The organism is Tsukamurella pseudospumae (genome assembly GCF_001575195.1).
In the GTDB taxonomy this organism is placed as follows: Bacteria; Actinomycetota; Actinomycetes; order Mycobacteriales; family Mycobacteriaceae; genus Tsukamurella; species Tsukamurella pseudospumae.
The window spans coordinates 389,022-405,412 of sequence record NZ_LSRF01000056.1; the positions used below are offsets into that span (position 1 = coordinate 389,022).

Consider the following 16,391-nt stretch of genomic DNA (forward strand, 5'->3'; position numbering starts at 1 on the left):
TCCGGGGTCAGCGGATCCGGAACCGTTCGCGGTACTGCGCGGGGGTGATGCTCAGGGTCCGGCGGAACGCTCGGGCCAGGGTGTCGACGGTGCCGAACCCGCACGTCGCGGCGACACGGGCGACGGTGTCGTCGGTGGTCTCGAGCAGATTGCGGGCGGCCTCCACCCGCGCCGCCTCGACGTAGGCCGCGGGCGTCGTCCCGAGCTCGGTCCTGAACACCCGCGTGAGTTGGCGCTCGCTGAGGTGCAGGTGCGCCGCGAGCTCGCCCACTGACAGCGGGCGATCCAGGTGGGTGAGGATGTGGTGCCGCAGTTCGTCGACGCGTCGCGACGCCCCGCCCTGCTCGAGCGGCACACTGAATTGGCTCTGACCGCTGGGACGCTTGAGGTAGACCACCAATTGCCGGGCGACCCGCTGCGCCGCCTCGTCACCGAAGTCGTCGGCGACGAGCGCGAGCGCGAGATCCAGGCAGGCGCTGAGGCCGGCGCCCGTCCAGATGTCACCGTCGCGGATGAAGATCGGATCCGGGTCGACCGTGATCTCCGGATGCTCGTCGGCCAGTTGCTGCGCCGTCGACCAGTGCGTGGTGGCGCGCCGACCGTCGAGGAGGCCGGCGGCGGCCAGGATGTGGGCGCCCACGCACACCGACGCCACCCGCCGGCACCGCGGGGCCGTGCGCGCGACGAACGCGGCGGCGTCCGGGTCGACGAGGGCCGCGATCCGTCGGTCCTGCCCGACGGTGACCGCGCCCGGCACGATCAGCGTGTCCACCGTGCGCGGTACGTCGTCGAAGGTGACATCGGGGAGCACGCGCACGCCCGCGGAGGTGGTCACGGGGTCGATGGAGGCCGCAGCCAGGAGTACCCGGTAGCCGGTGGGCCGGTCGAGTTCGCGTTGCAGCAACGAGAACACCTCCGGGGGTCCCGTGACGTCGAGCAGGTCGACCTGGTCGAAGATCACGACGACGATCAGCCGGTTCATCCGCGCCCTCCTTCGATGTCTGGATCTGCAGCATACGTGTCATTGCGACATCGCCGTGCGCTTCGTAGCGTTGATCGGGTCATCGCGATTCCACGACATGTGAAGGAGAATTCATGGCGCGCAGTACATTGCGAGAGCTCAACGGTTTCGGGAACGATCCCGCCACGCTCGCCGAGGCGACGCTGATCCTCGTCGACTACCAGAACACCTACACGCGTGGCGTGATGGAGCTCGAGGGCTGGGAGGGCGCGCTGACGGCCGCGGAGGCGCTGCTGCGCCGTGCCCGGGCCGCGGGGGCCACCGTCATCCACGTCGTCAACGACGGTGGCCCTGGGACGCCCTACGACGTCCGCGAGGACATCGGCGCGATCCACCCGCGCGTCGCGCCGGTCGACGGTGAGCGGGTGGTCGTCAAGACCGCACCGAACGCCTTCGTCGGCACGGAGCTGGGCGACCTCGTGGACGCCGCGGGCAACGAGCAGGTGGTGATCGCCGGCTTCATGACCCACATGTGCGTGGCGTACACCGCCGAGGGTGCGTTCCTCCACGGGAGTCGGCCGACGGTCGTCGCCGATGCCTGCGCGACCCGGCCGCTCCTCTCGCCCGCCGGCGCCGTCTCGGCCCGTCAGCTGCACGACAGCGCCCTCGCCGGCATCGGGGACCTGTTCGCCGTCGTGGTGCCCTCTGCTGCTGCTCTCGGATGAGAGTGCGCGCCCGGGCCTTGTCGACGGTGCCGGCGGTGCTGATGATGTTGGCCCGGGCGCGGGTGAGGTAGGGCTCTGACCAGGCGATTGGCATCCTCGCGCGCACATGCGCTAGAGTCTCTTCTCGGTCAAAGTTCAATCCCCCATAGCTCAATTGGCAGAGCATTCGACTGTTAATCGAAGGGTTACTGGTTCGAGTCCAGTTGGGGGAGCAGGAAATAGCAGGTGAGGCGGGGTCTTCGGACCCCGCCTGATTTCGTTTCAGTCGCCTACGGCGCGAATACGGCGTGAAAACTCCGTCAGAGCCTCTGTGTGATCGGGCACAATCTGGTTCCTTTCCACGTAGTGACGGCGTGTGACCTCGGTGCCTGCGTGCCCTGCCTGACGTGCCGCCGCTTCGAGCCCCAGGTGCCGCTCTACGGCTGTTACGACGGTCTTGCGGACAGTGTGCGGGACCACCCATTCGAGGTCGTCTCCGCGCGCTGCGCGCCAGTTCCTGTGCACGTTGGACTCGCCCTGGGGTGTCCCCACCGCGCTCGGGAACACCAGGGACCACGGGAGTCCCCGCTCACGCTGCCTCCGCAGGGCGTTTACGCCCAGCAGATCGACGGTGACGGTGATCGGGTCTGCTCCGCCCTTGCGGAGCGGCACCCGCCGACCCTTGAAGTCGAGGTGCCACCCGAAGTACGCCGTCACGGGTGCGGGGGTGCCGTCCTCAGCGGGTTCTGCGTCGAGCCCGCGCACGTCGCTCCACTCCAACGCCAGAATCTCGCCGATGCGCACACCCGTCGCGAGCAGCATGTCGAACAGCTCCACGCGGTCGGCTCCGCGCCTCGGTCCGTAGTGTTTCGCCTGCTGCCAGGCGATGATCCGCTCGCGGAACTCAATCGCCTCGTCGGGGGTCAACGCCCTGGGCTTCTTCCGCGACTTCGGCGGCTTGTAGGCAGCGCTCACGGGGTTGAAATCCATCGCCCCGAGCTGCACGGCGATATCGCACGCCTGCTTGAGCACGGTGCGGCTCATCGCCACGTTGGTCTCTAAGTTCCGCAAGAACCTGTCGGCGCGCGGAGTGGTCAACTCGTACAGTTTCACCTTGCGCAGGGCAGGCTTGATCACCTCGTTGGTGCACCGCGCGTACTGGTACAGCGTCCCTTCACCCTTCGCAGGGTCTGCGCCGTCGATCCGCGTTGCGGCGACGCGCTCCTGCTCCCATCGCGCGAGCGCGAAGTCCAACAGCTCCTCAACCGTGTTCTCGCGGGTGAGGTCAGCATCGGTGCCATCAGTACCCCGCTTGCGTGTCCTCAGCTTTTCGAGCAGGCGTGACTTCGCCTTCGCCTTACCTGCTCCATACGCCTTCACGGGGCGGGTAATGCCGTCTAGGTCGCGGTATCGAGCCTCTGCGCGGAACTTACCTGGGCTCTCCTCCCAGCAGGAGATGTCGCCCCAGGTACCCATCTTAAGGGCAGGTCTACCCATCGCTCTCACCTCGCTCGATCTGCTCTTGGCGAATCTTGTCTTGTACCGCCCGCTCCATCGAGCCCTCGGGTGCAGGGTCGGGGAGCTGGACATACGCCGCACGCACGGTCTGTTCGAGCTGTTCGGCGGCGTCCTGGGCAGCGGGGGAGTCGGGGTCATAGCCGCCGGGGCGCTGCGGGAGGAGCACCTGTGCGTCGAAGCCTCCGAAGGCGACCCCGCCCTGGTGACTGGGCTTGAACACGTCGAGGGAGAAGTCGAGAGCCTCGGCTATCGCCGCCGCCTCCCACAGCTTCGGCGGGCGTCCGCCTTCGAGCTTCGTGATGGTCACACGGCTCACTGTTTCCCCAGCTAGGCGGCTTACTTCCTCGGCGAGCCGCGCCTGGTTCCACCGCTTGACCGCGCGCCCTGCACGTGTCACGTCTCCGAAATCCATGCAACGAATGTAACAGAAGACCTAGCTATTGTTCTAGAGCGGAACATGTGCTAGCTTCGTTTCAGAGGTTCCGGTTGGGAACATCTACCCTACCGAAAGGAACACCGTGGCATCCGCTCAGTCACACCAGTCCGCTGTCATGGCGGTACGCGCCCAGGGCGCTGTCTCGCTCACGCAGGCTGCGTCTGCGCTGGGCATCAGCGTCGCCACGGCGTCCCGTGCCGTCCGCGACGGCACCTTCCCCGTCCCGACGATCCGCATGGGCGCTCGGGTGATCGTGCCGACACCCAAGCTTCGCGAGCTGTTGCAGCTCACCGCGTCGGAGGTCGCCTGAGACCATGCTCAACTTTTTCGACGCTCCCATCAGCGACTTCATCGAAGTCAAGCTGCGCATCGACCGAGAACTGGGGCAGCGAACTCTGTCCGTTGCCCGCCCACGTGACCATCGTTTTTTCTGGCAGACCGTGAGCTGGGACGGTTCAGGACAGCTGGTGCTCCACCCGTCAGCCGCGCGCGACTTCGTGGAGAAGGTCGGCGACCTGTCCGAGGACATCAAGTTCGCCTACGTCACGAACGACGAGCGCTACACCTGGGATTCCGACGGCAAGGCGACTGAGCACCCCGCGACCGAGGTCAGCTTCACGAAGGTGGGGCGCAAGACGAAGCAGCACTATCTCGTCTTCACGCGCGCCGAGCTGGTCGCCGCCGCCGAGCAGATCGGCGAGTTGCTCTGCCCACGCTACGTGAGCACCGACTGACCCCAGAAAGTGCGAAAGCCGCCCCTGGACCGGGCGGCTTCGCAAACCAACTCCGAAAAGAGAACACACCACATGTTCAATAAATACGATAGCACATACCTATCAATCGCTGACGATGACTCGGGATACACCCGCGCGGAATGGGATGCCGAGCAGGCCGAAGCCGACGCCGACGCCCTCGCCGCTATCGAGTTCCCCCTATGCGCGTCTCCGCGCTCGCTGCGCTCCCGAGGTATCCGTGCCAAGGCCGAGACCGCACCTGCAATCAAGTTGCCGCCAGAGCGTGCACTCGTCGTCCACGAACACGGGGATATCCCGTGCCACGCGGTGCCTGACCACCGTCCCGCGCATGAAGTCCGCTGGCGAACTCCACGCGCCCTCGGTCTCCCGTGGGGCAGCACGGAGTTCGTGCTCGTCGGCCCCGAGGCGGCGATGGTCCCCGGCACGCACGTGACCGTCACGCACAAGAACGGGGCTACCTCGACGGCCTACGTCGGCAGCCTCGGCCCCCTGACCACGTGTGGTGGTCGGGTCGGATTCCCGCGATAGCAGATAGTGAAGGAAGCAGTAGGTATGACAAATGCGATGATCAGCTTCAACCTCACCGACGACTCGGACGGGATCGCGGCGCGGGTGGGTAGCACCACGGTCACGCTCGACCGTGCGACGGCGGATCGCCTGATCGTGGACCTGCTGATGCCCCGCGACGGGCAGCAGATGTACGCCGACGGCATCCCGTATGGACACCTGTCCCGTGCCGATGCCCTGGTAGCCGCGCAACGGCTGCGGGCACTGCTGGACCACCTGGAAGAGGCGGAACCACGCGACCCCGAGCCTGAACTACTGGTGGCGGTCACGTGGGCTAATGAGCGCACGCCCCAGGACATCTGGTGGGGCGTGTCGCACGACCGCATGGAACACCTTGACCTCGAAAGCGCACTCGCTGTGCGTCAGTACCTCGCACCGGCGGTGCAAGCGGCGGGCTTTCACTCGGTGCACATCTTCGGAGACGACATGGCGATGGTGTACCCGTCCAGCCTCGCCGCTCTGGATCACGCCATCGCGCTTGTCCTCCCCACCACCCCTATCGACCCCGCCGCACTACCCAAGGAGCACTGACATGGCACTCACACGCGCGGAAATCATGCGCCAGCAGGTCGCGGACGCGGTAGCAGACGCCGAGGTCGAGGACTTCGACCCGCTGGGTACGCCCGACGACGCACCCTCTCAGGAGCGCCCCCTCACGACGGATCAGGGTGCATCGGACCCGTCCGACCGCGAGGACGCGCTCACAGACGAGAACACGGGCGCGGACAAGGGCGACGACGACCTCGCCGACGACGGCGGGCGGATCAGTCCCGCGCACAAGAAATACCTGGTGGAGAGCGGTATCTCGCGGGCATACGTGGACTCCACGGAACTGATCTACACCACCCGCATCATGTCCGACCTCCCTGAATCTCTGCGGGGGCTGGCTGCGGACCCGCGCGGGCTCGTCTTCGCGTGGGACGTGCTGGGGCGACGAATCCCGCAGTTCCGCCCCGATCATCCCGCCGCTGACCGCGAGGGACGCGAGATGAAGTACGTGTTCGCGAAGGGCGACGGTGCCCCGTTCGGTGTCCTCCGTCGCGCGCGGATCGCGGGCGGGGTCATGCTGATCGTGGAGGGCACCAAGCAGGGGCACGCGGTAGCTGCGGCGCTCGACGCCGACGCGATGAACGAGAGTTCGTTCCGTAGCCGCCTGCGACCGCAGGGGACGCTCGACTCCACGGTGCGGACGTTGAAGGTCCACGGGGCCACCGTGGTCGGGATCGCAGGGTGCCGTTCCTGGTCGGTGAACGGAGGGGCGGACCCGCGATTGGTCCAGCTCGCCGAGGGTAAGCGCGTCGTGGTCATGCTGGATGCGGACGCCGCCGAGAACCGCTCCGTATACGACGCAGGCATCCTGCTACAGAAGGCGTTGTCGAACGCCGAGAGCGTGACCTTCGCGACCGTGCCCGGCGGCGGCAAGTCGGGGGCTGATGACTACCTCGCGGGCGTCGCCGAGGGGGATCGCCTCGCGGCGGTGGCGCGGCTCATCGACAGTGCCGCCAAGAAGCCTGCCCCAACCCGTCCCAGCGCGAAGAAGGCGCACCTGCACGCCGTCGGCGATGCCCCGATGCCCGAGCTGTTCGGCGACGGCGGAGGGCTGCTGGTGAAGGCGATCGCGGATCACTTGCTGGAAACGCACCCGATGGCCCTCGCCCCTGACGGGCGGCTCGCGGTGTACGACAACGGCGTCTACCGCATCTCCGACTACCACCTACAGGGGCTGCTCGGGGAGCTGCTCGGGGACTTCTTCACGGTCGCCCACCTGAACAACGTGAGGGCCTTCCTCGAAGGCCAGTGCCACCTGCGTGGACTCAAGTTGCGCCGCGAGCCTGACTCGCGCGACGCCCCGCTGATGAACGTGCTTAACGGCATGGTGGACCTCCGTACCGGCGCGGTCCTCCCGCATGACCCGAAGTACCTGTCCATGCGCCAGGTCGGGGTCGCTTGGAACCCTGACGCGGACACGGCCCCGTGGCGAGCGTGGCTCACCGACCGTATCGGCGAGGGCCAGGTGGACGCCTTCGAGGAGTGCCTGTCCCAGATTCTCGACCCCCGCCGTAGCCCGTCGAAGGCGCTGTTCATGTTCGGGCCTCCACGGTCGGGCAAGTCAACGGTCGGGCGCATCATCACGGTGCTCGCTGGTGGCGCGGAATCGACTGCTGCGGTGTCCCTGCAAGACCTCGCCGACTCGGATTACGCACGGGCGTCGCTGTTCGGGAAGGTCGCGAACGTGGCGATGGACATCCCCGCCGCGCACGTCACGAGCCTGGACGCCTTCAAGATGGCGACGGGCGGCGACCTCATGTGGGCGAACAAGAAGTACGGCAAGGACTTCGAGTTCCGCTCCGTAGCTCTGAACGTGTTTAGCGCCAACAAGATTCCGAGCGTAGCCGACGACTCGGGCGCGTACTTCGAGCGCATCATCCCCACGGGGTTCGTGCGCACCTACGCGGGCAAGGAAGACCCGCACGTCGAGGACGTGCTGATGGAGCACCTCGACGGGATGCTGGTCTGCCTGGTCCGCGCCTGGCAGGCGCGCGAGCAGCGCGGGAAGTGGCTCACGGGACACACCGCTGTAGTCGAGCGCTTCACCGGACAGTCCGACCGCGTGCACCGCTTCGTGACGAGCTGCTGCGCCGTCGGCGTGCGCGAGGTGCCCGCCACGGACCCGTCCATGCCCCAAGGCGTAACCGAGTTCCCGCAAGGCCCGCTCACGAAGAAGGAGCTGTACGGCATCTTCGCGGACTGGGTGACCGACGAGGGCGGCTCGCCGATGGGTCAGCGCGCGTTCGTAGAGCGCCTGCTGGCGATCAAGGGCGTGGAGCAGATTTACCACCCCATCACCCGTGCCCGTGTGCTGACCGTGGGGATGCGCCCACGAGACCAGTGGGATGAGATCGCAAGCCACTCAGACCTGATCCCCGCGCTGTTCCCGAACCTGGCCTCCGAAACTGCGCAGAACAAAACCCCAGGTGAGAGCATGTTTTCGGGCAGTTCTGCGCAAAATGCGCAGGTAGGTCCACAAACTTCCTCTAGCCCCTGCGGGGCTGAGGCGGGGGTAGTGGGAGGAGAGGTGGGTGTCCAGCCCACTTTCTCCGACCAAGTTGCTCAAACTGCGCAGATCGGCTCAGAAATCCCCTCTGAACAGGGGTTTTCTTCTGCGCAGTTTCAGAGCACCCCTTCCGACTCCACCCCTCCTGTGGCGGATGCGCCCCTCCTCCCGCGTCTGATTGCCCTCGTGGAGGCGGCGGCGGTGCAGCAGTTGCCCGACTCTGCCTCTTGGCTCTCCCGTATGGAGAGCGGCGAGGTTCAGGGCTGGGGGCGCGAGAAGGGCAAGCGTGCCTGGGATGAGGAAGCCGAACGCGGGGGCCTGTTCTCTCATCCTCCGCAGGTGACCACCAAGCAGATCGCAGGCCACCTCGACATCGCGCCTGACGCCGTAGTCCCGATGATGCGCCTGCTCGCGCTCAAGCTCGGGGACCAGTACTACATCCGCGAGCGGGCGGGCCAGGCCGACGACGGTGGGCGCATCACGGTGCCGAACCCCGCTGACTACCTCGACCCCGCTGCGAAGAAGGCGGCGAAGAAGTCCACAACCCCCGAGACGGGCGGCTGGATCATCGAGCGCCGCCCGAACATCAACCACCAGGCATAGGAGCCCTCACCATGATCACCCTCACTGACCCCTTCGGGCGCACCGTGTACGCGCCTGCTGCTACGGACGATCCGCGCGAAGTGCTTGTTCGCGTCCTCGACCAGCGCGCGACTCCTATGAGCTGCATCGGGCTCGATGTGGAGACCACAGGCATCGACTGGTCCGACTCCCTCCGCACCGTCCAGTTCGGTTGCGGCGAGCTGGCAGTGGTGCTCGACGCCGCGTCCCCGCTTCACCGTTACGCTGCCGCAGAGGTGCTGTCGCGCGCCGACGTGTGGTTCACCGCGCACAACGCGGCCTTCGATATCGGACACCTGCACCGTGCGGGGCTCATCGACTACCGCGAGCTGTGGTCGCGGACCGTGGACACGATCATCCTCCTGCGGCTGCTGCACCCGGGAGATGCGTGGTCCCGCCCTGCCCACGGACTGAAAGCCGCTACCGAGCAGTGGTGCGGTCAGGGCGCATCGTCGGCGGACGCGAAGGACGCGCTCAAGGCTCTGTGGCGCGAGAACAAGTGGCGCAAGGAATCCGACGGGTGGAAGAACACGCCTGTGGATGCGGAGCCGTACATCCTCTACGGTGCCGCCGACGTTTTCGACGGCTCGCTCCTCTGCGCGACACTGCTTCCGCTCGCTGCTGAGCTGATCGGCGGCGCGGTCATCGCCCGCGAGCACCGCGTGCAGATGCTGTGTCACGGCATGACCCTGCGCGGCCTGCGGGTAGACGTGGAGGCCGCAGCCCAGGATGCCGAGGCGACCGCCGAGCTGGTCGAGGTGCTGCGTGCGGATATCGCCGACCAGTTCGGATTGGAGAACCCCAACTCGGGGAAGCAGCTCACGGCGTGGTTCGCCGCGCGTGGAGTCGAGCTGCCGGATACGAAGGCGGACACGATCAAGGCACTCGACCTCGACGGGGAAGCGGCGGAGCTGCGCGACATGCTGCTCAAGCTCCGTGCCACCTCGAAGGAGGGCGCGACCTACCTCCGCAAGCTCAGCAGCGCCTCGACCGACTCCGACGGGATCACACGGCTCCATCCGAGCATCGGCGCACTAAACGCCCGTACGGGCCGATTCTCGATCACGGGGCCGAGCATGCAGAACTTCCCGCCGAGCCTGCGGAAGTACGTGCTCGCCGAGCCGGGACACGTTCTCGTGGACGCCGACTTCTCCGCTGTGGAGGTGCGCCTCGCCGCCGCCCTGGCGGGTGACGAGGCACTCGCCGGGGTCTTCCGCCGTGGTGAAGACCCGTACCTCGTGGTCGCTGGCGCGATCTGGGGCGTGAACGAGAGCACCCCGCCCGATTTGCGGAAGATGCGCCGCAGCGCCAGCAAGCCGGTACTGCTCGGGCACATCTACGGGCGTGGTCCGAACAGCCTCGCGAAGTCCCTGGGGATCGAGAAGAACGAGGCCAAGGCATTGCAGTCCAAGATGAACGAGCTGTTCCCGACCTTGCCCGCTTACGTCGCCCGTGCGCGGCACAGCACCGCTGCGGGACTCACCGCGACGCGCCTGCCGTCAGGCCGCGTCGTACAGGTTCACCCGCGCGAGCAGTACACCGCATCGGTGAACTCCACTGTCCAGGGCGCTGGCCGCGACCTTCTCGTGGACGCGTTGCTGGCGCTCGATGACCTCGGATACGGAGAGCGCGTCTGGCTCCCGATCCACGACGAGTGGATCGTCCAGGTGCCCGAGGAAGAGGCGGAGAAGGCGTGCGCAGACCTGTCTCGTGTGATGACTACCGAGCTTCGAGGAGTCCCGATTACCGCCGACGCCGAGGTCATCGGCTCGCACTGGCGGAAGGCGTGATCATGACCCTCGCGCACTCCCGACCAGCCCGCGCTCGTCGCCACCTGACTCTGGTCCCGCCCCTGTCCGAGACCGAGACCGAGACCGAGACCGAGACCGAGCCTGAGCCCGCGCCGTACGGGCAGCCCTACGGCGGTCGCCCCAAGTACGTGCACTCGATCCCTGAGCAAGCGCCGCCTGACGACCACCACGACCACCCTCCGCGCAGGCGGGTCGTGTGGCAGCGCCCGAACACCGACCAGGAGGGCCACTGACATGACCACCCCCTTCGACCCTCCCGCCAACGAACCGCTCACCCTGGCGGAGCTGGACGAGACCAGCTCGGCGACCGCGCCCGCTGATCCCGAGCGTCTTCCGAGCATCCCCGACGATCACCCGGGCTGGGGGAATCCCCGTGGAGAACTGTGGGGGCAAGTCGGCATCGCCCATGCGTGCCTCGCCGTGCTTTGGCCCGCCGTCGCCGCCGCCGACGAGGCGGAGGACGGCCCCGAGGTTCGGGCGGACCTCGCCCGCACCTACGAGGCTGACTACGGCATGAGCCTGCCCACCGCGTTCGCACGAGCTGCCGAGTATCGCGGTCCGCGCACGGAGCTGCTCCACGCTCGGGCCGTCGCCCTGACCAACGCGGCGGACGCGGGCACCGCTGCCCTCAACGGCTCCGACGACCAGGCCGTGATCACGGCCCTGTCCGAGCTGCACCGCTGCATCGACGGAGCGGCGGGCAATGCCCCCGACGAGGAGAACTGACGTGGATGCGTACACCCCCGATCCCATGATCCAGCGTGTGCTCGCCGAATCCGCCGCGCAGGCCGAGGCACAGGTGCAGGCCCGTGACGAGGCTGCACGGGCGACTGCTCCCGTGAGGGCCGAGCGGGAGGAGCAGCGGCTCGCAGCGGCGGAGTATCGGCTCGCGCTGGCCCGTCGCGCGCACGAGCGCACACGACGCGAGCTGGACGATGCATTGGCTGCCGCAATCCCGCTGCGCCGTGCGCACGGGATTGCGCAGCGGGCCGCGTACCGCGCGACGCACTTGCTGTTGACCCCCGAAGAGAAGGCCGCAAAGGCCGAGGAGAACCCGTGAAGATGCCCCGCCCAACAGCCCCCGTGGATGTGGTCGTGCTGCGCCTGGCGCTGGCGATCCCGACGATGATCGCGATGTGCTTGAACGGTGCCCATGCTGTGCACACGTGGTCGGGTGCCTACCCGCTCGTGGTCACCGTGAGCCTGTGGGTGCTGATCCCTCCGCTGTTGCCCGCTGCTGTCCACTTGGTCGCGGTCATCGGGCGATCCGCGAAGTCCGCGACGCGACCCGCGAGGTGGGCCGCGATGGCTGGCGCGTTCGCCGTCGGCGCGGGAGCGTTCACCGTCAGCTTCGTCATGCAGCAGGACATGATCCTCGCGATGGGAGTACCGCACCCTGTGGTCGCGGTGGTCGCGCCGCTGTTGTTCGACGCCCTCGCGGCAATGGCGACGGTCGGCCTGTTCATGGTCAACCACCACGGAGAGCAGCAGGCCGTGGTCGGGGCAACGGGCTCGACCACCGACCTGTCGCCTGTCGATGAACAGGACCACAGCGGGCAGCAACAGCATGTTGCCGCGACCACCGCCGAGCCACAGGGTGTTGCTCCCGCCGTTGTTCCCGCAGGTGGCGGGCCTGTTGCTGACCACGGCGCAGCAACCGAGCCTGCTGCCGACATGACCACGGACATCGACATGCGCCCCGAGCCGGCCTCGGACGTGGACGCGAGCAACAGCACCGTTGTTGCTCGCCCCGAGGAGGGCAACAACGCGGCCCCCGCTGCGGTTGCCGATGCCGCTGCCGACGCTGCGGAGCAACGCCGCGCTGTTGCTCAGGCGGTGGTCGAGGCCCGCTCGCTCAAGGCGTCCGTGGACTCCGTGGTTGCTGTGCTCGCCGCGCTTGACGCGGGCATGAGCCAGTCCGCTGCCGCCCGTGAAGCGGGCGTGGATCGGAGCACTGTGCGGAAGGTCATCGACACCGTGGAGGTGTCCCAGGTCTCCGACGGCACGCCCGCGCTGAGCCTGGTCGGGTAGCTGCGCGATCCGCAACGGCGTCGGGCGTAGAAGCTATACAATGTCAAGGGATATGCACGGCTGTGGTGGTGTTTGGCACTCACTGACGCCTATTGGCATCTATTGACACACCGCAAGGGTTTGGGGGACTATGGACAAGGACATCGCGGACATCATCGCGTGGGCGGAGGCGAACCAGTGGACCGTCAAGACCACAGGCGATGGGTACAAGCGGTTCTACGACCCTGATGACAACTACATCGTTGAGTATCCGAACACCCCAAGTAACGCGAGGCGGAGGATGGCGGCGTTGAAGGTCAAGCTCAAGAACGCGGGGTTGCAGGTACCGCCTCCCAGCAAGAAAGAACAACGCGCGATGCGCAACAAGCTCAAGAAGACCGAGACGGAAGGAGAGTGACGAAGCATGTGGGCTGTGACGATCACCTATGACGCTGACCCTGCCGTGGAGGCGATGCGCCATCTTGAGCAGGAGCTGATGACGCACGACGGCTCGGTGTCTCGGCGTCCTCGCGTGCTCTACGCCGACGACACGATGGTCACCGACGTGACCGTGTTCGTAGACGAGGTGGACCCCGTGCTCGCATTGCAGCACGCGAAGAAGCTCGTCTCCGAGGTTGTGGGCGACACCGCCCCGATCATCGCGAGTGAGGTCGTGGACGAGGAGCTGTACTTCGAGCGAGCCGACGCGCCGACCCTCCCCGCGTTGGTCTCCGCCCCGGAGGTCGGCGACATCCTCGATGTGAGCCGCCAGCGTGTGCACCAGTTGAAGGACACGGCAGGGTTCCCCGCGCCCCTGTACGTCCTGCGCAGTGGCGCGGTGTGGGCAGAGGATGCGATCAGGTCGTTCGCGCGGACGTGGGAGCGGAAGCCTGGGCCTCGGCAGCAACCCATCATCGCAGCGTTCCGTACGACCTAGCGGACACGCCTAAGAGCCGCCCTCGGGATATCCGAGGGCGGCTCTGTTCGCATCGTGCGTTCCTCAGTCCCTTTCGTCGTCGCCGCCGCGTCGAAGGTCTGGGGGAGGCTTGAGGTGAGCTTCTACCTCACCCGCGTGCAGGACTACCTTCCCTGCTGCGACCCCGCCTGCGGGGCTGAACCTTTGGCCTACGCGGTACATCCCTCCGTGGACATACTCCACCAGCCCCTGATGGCACCGTGTGAGTTCTCCTGCGTCAAGGACAATCTCCAAGAAGATGCCCAGCATACGGTTGCCGGTATCGAGCGCGATCTGCTCGATCTGCGCGCACGCGCTCTCGATGTCTTCGCGTGCGTCGTTCGTAACCAAGTAGACGGTGGGCCGCAGCCTCGCGACGCCGGGGAAATGGTCTCTCAGCTCCCGCTCGTGACAGTCCATCCCCTCATCCTGCCAGGGACGTGACACGTTGTGGGGCGGCACTTGTCGGTGCCCACGGGCATGGTCGATCACATGGACACACGAGCCCTGATCCGCTTGGCGCGCGACCACGGATGGACCCTGGATCAACGCCGTCGGCACCTTCGCCTGATACCGCCACAGGGCAGTCCGCACACGGTGGTGTGGCTGCCGCGCACGCCGAGCGACTGGCGCGCGACCAGGAACGCGGCCAGTCTCTTGCGCAGGTGCGGCGTTCCTGTACCTCACCGAGGCGGGCGGTGATCGAGCACGTCCAAGCGCGGGCTTGGGCTGTCACAAGGGTGTCCCTGCATGATGGTCGGTATGACTGAGAAACTCACCGCGAACATCATCACGGACGCGTCCAAGAGCGAACTGGACTGGAACCTCGACCGAGGTGCCACCGCCCTCGCGATGGGTGTCAGCGAGGACATGGTGGGAACCACGGTCGCCCTGGACGCGGCACGAGAACTCCGTCAGCGGTACTCGCGGAAGCTTGGCCCCGAGGTCGGCCTGTACGACGTGATCCTCGCGGAAGCGGTTCGTCGGAAGGCCACTGTCATCCTCGACGGCGTGACCGTGGTGGACGCGGGCACGCCAGCGGAGCTGACCGATGACTGCTCCGTGCCCGACGACATCTCCGCGCTCGACAGCTAGACCACTGACCGCGAAGGACGTGACACCGCGCGGTCCCGTTCTGTCACATCACAATGGCACTGTCGAGGCCATGACCACTTCGACGCCCCACCTCGTCGGCTACGCCCGCGTCTCGACCACGCACCAGGATTTGACCGCTCAGCTCGACGCGCTCACCGCCGCTGGGGTGCCTGAATCGCAGGTGTACTCGGACAAGCTCAGCGGCAGCGCGGGCACGAGCCGCCCTGGTCTCGACGCCCTCCTCGCGTATGTACGTGCCGGTGACGTGATCGTCGTGCACGGCGTGGATCGCCTGGGCCGCAGCGTCGCGGAAGTGTCCACCACGATTGCTCATCTCACCGAGCGCGGGGTGCTCATCCGCTCGATCCGTGAAGGCATCGACACCTCGACCGCGACGGGTCGCATGGTCGCGTCGATCTTGGCGTCCGTAGCTGAGATGGAGTTGGAGCTTGGACGCGAACGACGGTCGGCAGCCCGCGATGCCCGTCGAGCGCGCGGACTTCCGACGGGGCGACCGCCCGCCCTCGCACCCGAGCGCGCAGAGCAGCTCCGCCGCCTCGCCGCGACGGGCGAACCTGTGTCGGAGTTGGCGGCGGCGTTCGGCGTATCGAGGCGCACAGCCTTCCGCATCGTGTCGGGCAAGTAGGCGAAACCCCGCCGTCGCGGGTTTCGGCACGATCAGTTTTGGCGCTTGTTATGGCACTGCGCCACCTGGCGCGATGCCTCCGCACGGCTCCGACCGAAAAGGATGGGCGATACCGAAGTATTGGCACGCGGGCGATGCGCGCTCTACGAGCGCCCTCGATATCGTCCATCCGACACCGCCGCGACCACACCCCAGACCACGCTCACGGTCATCGCTCGGATCACGCCCACGGATCGGTCCCACGGATAGCGGGTCGGATCAACCTGTCGGACACCGCCTGTGCGGTGCCGACAAGGCCGTTCTCCCATCCGTGATGCGGGCAGAACCGCTCAATCGGCCCTCTGCGACCCATCCGCGATTCCCGATTCCTGATCTACACAGCCATCCGTGGGGCCGATCTGGCGCGTGGACGCAGGCAGCGCGAAAACATGCTCGTGTTTTCGTCCAGTAGGCACTCTCACCTGCTGCGTTTATGAACACGCGCACCTTCTCGTCGCACCCCGATTCCATGATCCGAACCGCTATCCGAACGGGCACCGCCTTCACTCCTGCAATGATCCGACCCCTCATCCGTGGGATGATCCTGGCGCTGGGGGCTGATCGGGCGCGAAAGTGGGCAGATCGGGCGGAATCAGGCCCGATTGGGCTTCGCCAAGCGCGGCCCAAGGGGTCTGACGGATACTGCGACCGCAAAGCACCGCACAGACGGGACTGTCCCACGCGATGATCCGAGGGTGTATCGGGCGGGACAGGATCGGGGTCGGGATGGGGATGCGCACGTGTTTGTGCCGTGGACTGATCGCGAGGGGACGTGACATGAAAACGGGCTTCGCACAGGGTTGTTCGCGCGTTGAGGGTGGACCTGAACAAATGTTCGGGTTATCGTTTAGGCAGACAAAGGAGTGATGGACATGCGCAGGACAGTGACAGCAATCGCAGCGGTAGCCGTGATGGGCGCTGCTCTGTCGTCGTGCTCGGACAAGATCGACGGCACTCCTGCCACCGACGCGGGCGCGGCGGGGGCTGTCTCCACGGCTGCGGGTTCGTCCGAAGCGGCTGAGCGGGTCTCCCCGCTGAGTGTCGTCACCTGTCAGTCGTCCGCGTCCGCTGGTGGCACGGAATGCCGTCTGGCTTCGCTTCCCGCCCCCTCCGCAACAACTACAGCGCTTGATCTTCGCCCTGGCGATCCCGTCGTATACCCGCGCGGTGCGGGCGGTTCCGCAGTCAGCGTGGGCGCATTCGTCACGGACGGCTCCG

Annotated in this window: 19 protein-coding genes and 1 tRNA gene; 16 read left to right on the forward strand and 4 right to left on the reverse strand. The window is 66.9% G+C overall.

Annotated elements, in window-relative coordinates; all coding sequences use genetic code 11:
- Positions 1 to 7: 7 nt before the first annotated feature.
- Positions 8 to 982, reverse strand: a complete 975-nt coding sequence (locus AXK60_RS16280) for a GlxA family transcriptional regulator (protein WP_068572576.1) — start codon at positions 980 to 982, stop codon at positions 8 to 10.
- A 113-nt stretch (positions 983 to 1,095) separates the two neighbouring features.
- Here AXK60_RS16280 and AXK60_RS16285 point away from each other — a divergent pair, with 113 nt between their 5' ends.
- Together AXK60_RS16285 and AXK60_RS16290 are read left to right on the forward strand one after the other, a co-directional pair.
- The gene (locus tag AXK60_RS16285; RefSeq protein ID WP_068572578.1) at positions 1,096 to 1,686 is read left to right on the forward strand and encodes a cysteine hydrolase family protein; all 591 of its coding nucleotides are present in this window, start codon (positions 1,096 to 1,098) and stop codon (positions 1,684 to 1,686) included.
- Positions 1,687 to 1,825: 139 nt separating this feature from the next.
- Positions 1,826 to 1,898 (forward strand) — tRNA-Asn (locus AXK60_RS16290).
- Positions 1,899 to 1,947: 49 nt separating this feature from the next.
- Here AXK60_RS16290 and AXK60_RS16295 read toward each other — a convergent pair.
- Together AXK60_RS16295 and AXK60_RS27100 are read right to left on the reverse strand one after the other, a co-directional pair.
- A complete protein-coding gene (locus tag AXK60_RS16295; protein ID WP_175400045.1) occupies positions 1,948 to 3,162 on the reverse strand; it encodes a tyrosine-type recombinase/integrase in 1,215 nt (404 codons plus the stop codon).
- A complete protein-coding gene (locus AXK60_RS27100) occupies positions 3,155 to 3,595 on the reverse strand; it encodes a helix-turn-helix transcriptional regulator (RefSeq protein WP_175400046.1) in 441 nt (146 codons plus the stop codon). Before AXK60_RS27100 ends, AXK60_RS16295 begins: the two co-directional genes overlap by 8 nt.
- Before the next feature lie 139 nt (positions 3,596 to 3,734).
- On the opposite strand from AXK60_RS27100, the gene AXK60_RS16305 reads away from it, so the two are divergent.
- The 12 genes from AXK60_RS16305 (at position 3,735) to AXK60_RS16355 (ending at position 13,375) form a co-directional block, all read left to right on the forward strand.
- Positions 3,735 to 3,929, forward strand: coding sequence for a helix-turn-helix transcriptional regulator (locus AXK60_RS16305; RefSeq protein ID WP_068572584.1), 195 nt, complete (start codon positions 3,735 to 3,737; stop codon positions 3,927 to 3,929).
- A gap of 4 nt (positions 3,930 to 3,933) precedes the next feature.
- Positions 3,934 to 4,353 carry a hypothetical protein gene (locus AXK60_RS26555; protein ID WP_139058000.1) on the forward strand — a complete coding sequence of 140 codons (420 nt, stop codon included), beginning with the start codon at positions 3,934 to 3,936 and terminating at the stop codon, positions 4,351 to 4,353.
- Between the two features lie 327 nt (positions 4,354 to 4,680).
- Positions 4,681 to 4,902 (forward strand): hypothetical protein, encoded by a 222-nt coding sequence (locus AXK60_RS26560; protein ID WP_139058001.1) that lies wholly within the window; start codon positions 4,681 to 4,683, stop codon positions 4,900 to 4,902.
- Positions 4,903 to 4,938: 36 nt separating this feature from the next.
- A complete protein-coding gene (locus AXK60_RS27105; RefSeq protein WP_068572588.1) occupies positions 4,939 to 5,472 on the forward strand; it encodes a hypothetical protein in 534 nt (177 codons plus the stop codon).
- Between the two features lies 1 nt (position 5,473).
- The gene (locus AXK60_RS16320) at positions 5,474 to 8,599 is read left to right on the forward strand and encodes a DNA primase family protein (RefSeq protein ID WP_068572589.1); all 3,126 of its coding nucleotides are present in this window, start codon (positions 5,474 to 5,476) and stop codon (positions 8,597 to 8,599) included.
- Between the two features lie 11 nt (positions 8,600 to 8,610).
- The gene (locus AXK60_RS16325; RefSeq protein WP_082778071.1) at positions 8,611 to 10,407 is read left to right on the forward strand and encodes a DNA polymerase; all 1,797 of its coding nucleotides are present in this window, start codon (positions 8,611 to 8,613) and stop codon (positions 10,405 to 10,407) included.
- 2 nt (positions 10,408 to 10,409) lie between these two features.
- Positions 10,410 to 10,661: a hypothetical protein gene (locus AXK60_RS16330; RefSeq protein ID WP_139058002.1), complete on the forward strand. Its 252-nt coding sequence runs from the start codon at positions 10,410 to 10,412 to the stop codon at positions 10,659 to 10,661.
- A gap of 1 nt (position 10,662) precedes the next feature.
- Positions 10,663 to 11,154 carry a hypothetical protein gene (locus AXK60_RS16335; protein ID WP_068572595.1) on the forward strand — a complete coding sequence of 164 codons (492 nt, stop codon included), beginning with the start codon at positions 10,663 to 10,665 and terminating at the stop codon, positions 11,152 to 11,154.
- 1 nt (position 11,155) lies between these two features.
- Complete coding sequence (locus AXK60_RS16340) at positions 11,156 to 11,488, forward strand: hypothetical protein (protein ID WP_068572597.1); 333 nt, start codon at positions 11,156 to 11,158, stop codon at positions 11,486 to 11,488.
- A complete protein-coding gene (locus tag AXK60_RS16345; protein ID WP_139058003.1) occupies positions 11,485 to 12,459 on the forward strand; it encodes a helix-turn-helix domain-containing protein in 975 nt (324 codons plus the stop codon). Before AXK60_RS16340 ends, AXK60_RS16345 begins: the two co-directional genes overlap by 4 nt.
- Before the next feature lie 130 nt (positions 12,460 to 12,589).
- Positions 12,590 to 12,856, forward strand: coding sequence for a hypothetical protein (locus AXK60_RS16350; protein ID WP_068572601.1), 267 nt, complete (start codon positions 12,590 to 12,592; stop codon positions 12,854 to 12,856).
- A gap of 15 nt (positions 12,857 to 12,871) precedes the next feature.
- Complete coding sequence (locus AXK60_RS16355) at positions 12,872 to 13,375, forward strand: hypothetical protein (RefSeq protein ID WP_068572603.1); 504 nt, start codon at positions 12,872 to 12,874, stop codon at positions 13,373 to 13,375.
- 63 nt (positions 13,376 to 13,438) lie between these two features.
- On the opposite strand, the gene AXK60_RS16360 is transcribed toward AXK60_RS16355, so the two are convergent.
- The gene (locus tag AXK60_RS16360) at positions 13,439 to 13,813 is read right to left on the reverse strand and encodes a hypothetical protein (RefSeq protein ID WP_068572604.1); all 375 of its coding nucleotides are present in this window, start codon (positions 13,811 to 13,813) and stop codon (positions 13,439 to 13,441) included.
- A gap of 342 nt (positions 13,814 to 14,155) precedes the next feature.
- On the opposite strand from AXK60_RS16360, the gene AXK60_RS16365 reads away from it, so the two are divergent.
- Both AXK60_RS16365 and AXK60_RS16370 read left to right on the forward strand, forming a co-directional pair.
- A complete protein-coding gene (locus tag AXK60_RS16365; protein WP_068572606.1) occupies positions 14,156 to 14,488 on the forward strand; it encodes a hypothetical protein in 333 nt (110 codons plus the stop codon).
- A gap of 70 nt (positions 14,489 to 14,558) precedes the next feature.
- Positions 14,559 to 15,134, forward strand: a complete 576-nt coding sequence (locus AXK60_RS16370) for a recombinase family protein (RefSeq protein ID WP_068572608.1) — start codon at positions 14,559 to 14,561, stop codon at positions 15,132 to 15,134.
- Positions 15,135 to 16,391: the final 1,257 nt, after the last annotated feature.

Bases quoted from the DNA above. Each gene is read 5' to 3' on its own strand.
- AXK60_RS16305 (WP_068572584.1), top strand. From the start codon at position 3,735: ATGGCGGTACGCGCCCAGGGCGCTGTCTCGCTCACGCAGGCTGCGTCT.
- AXK60_RS16350 (WP_068572601.1), top strand. From the start codon at position 12,590: ATGGACAAGGACATCGCGGACATCATCGCGTGGGCGGAGGCGAACCAG.
- AXK60_RS16325 (WP_082778071.1), top strand. From the start codon at position 8,611: ATGATCACCCTCACTGACCCCTTCGGGCGCACCGTGTACGCGCCTGCT.
- AXK60_RS26555 (WP_139058000.1), top strand. From the start codon at position 3,934: ATGCTCAACTTTTTCGACGCTCCCATCAGCGACTTCATCGAAGTCAAG.
- AXK60_RS16280 (WP_068572576.1), bottom strand. From the start codon at position 982: ATGAACCGGCTGATCGTCGTCGTGATCTTCGACCAGGTCGACCTGCTC.
- AXK60_RS16330 (WP_139058002.1), top strand. From the start codon at position 10,410: ATGACCCTCGCGCACTCCCGACCAGCCCGCGCTCGTCGCCACCTGACT.
- AXK60_RS27105 (WP_068572588.1), top strand. From the start codon at position 4,939: ATGATCAGCTTCAACCTCACCGACGACTCGGACGGGATCGCGGCGCGG.
- AXK60_RS16285 (WP_068572578.1), top strand. From the start codon at position 1,096: ATGGCGCGCAGTACATTGCGAGAGCTCAACGGTTTCGGGAACGATCCC.
- AXK60_RS27100 (WP_175400046.1), bottom strand. From the start codon at position 3,595: ATGGATTTCGGAGACGTGACACGTGCAGGGCGCGCGGTCAAGCGGTGG.
- AXK60_RS16365 (WP_068572606.1), top strand. From the start codon at position 14,156: ATGACTGAGAAACTCACCGCGAACATCATCACGGACGCGTCCAAGAGC.
- AXK60_RS16370 (WP_068572608.1), top strand. From the start codon at position 14,559: ATGACCACTTCGACGCCCCACCTCGTCGGCTACGCCCGCGTCTCGACC.
- AXK60_RS16320 (WP_068572589.1), top strand. From the start codon at position 5,474: ATGGCACTCACACGCGCGGAAATCATGCGCCAGCAGGTCGCGGACGCG.
- AXK60_RS16295 (WP_175400045.1), bottom strand. From the start codon at position 3,162: ATGGGTAGACCTGCCCTTAAGATGGGTACCTGGGGCGACATCTCCTGC.
- AXK60_RS16335 (WP_068572595.1), top strand. From the start codon at position 10,663: ATGACCACCCCCTTCGACCCTCCCGCCAACGAACCGCTCACCCTGGCG.
- AXK60_RS16360 (WP_068572604.1), bottom strand. From the start codon at position 13,813: ATGGACTGTCACGAGCGGGAGCTGAGAGACCATTTCCCCGGCGTCGCG.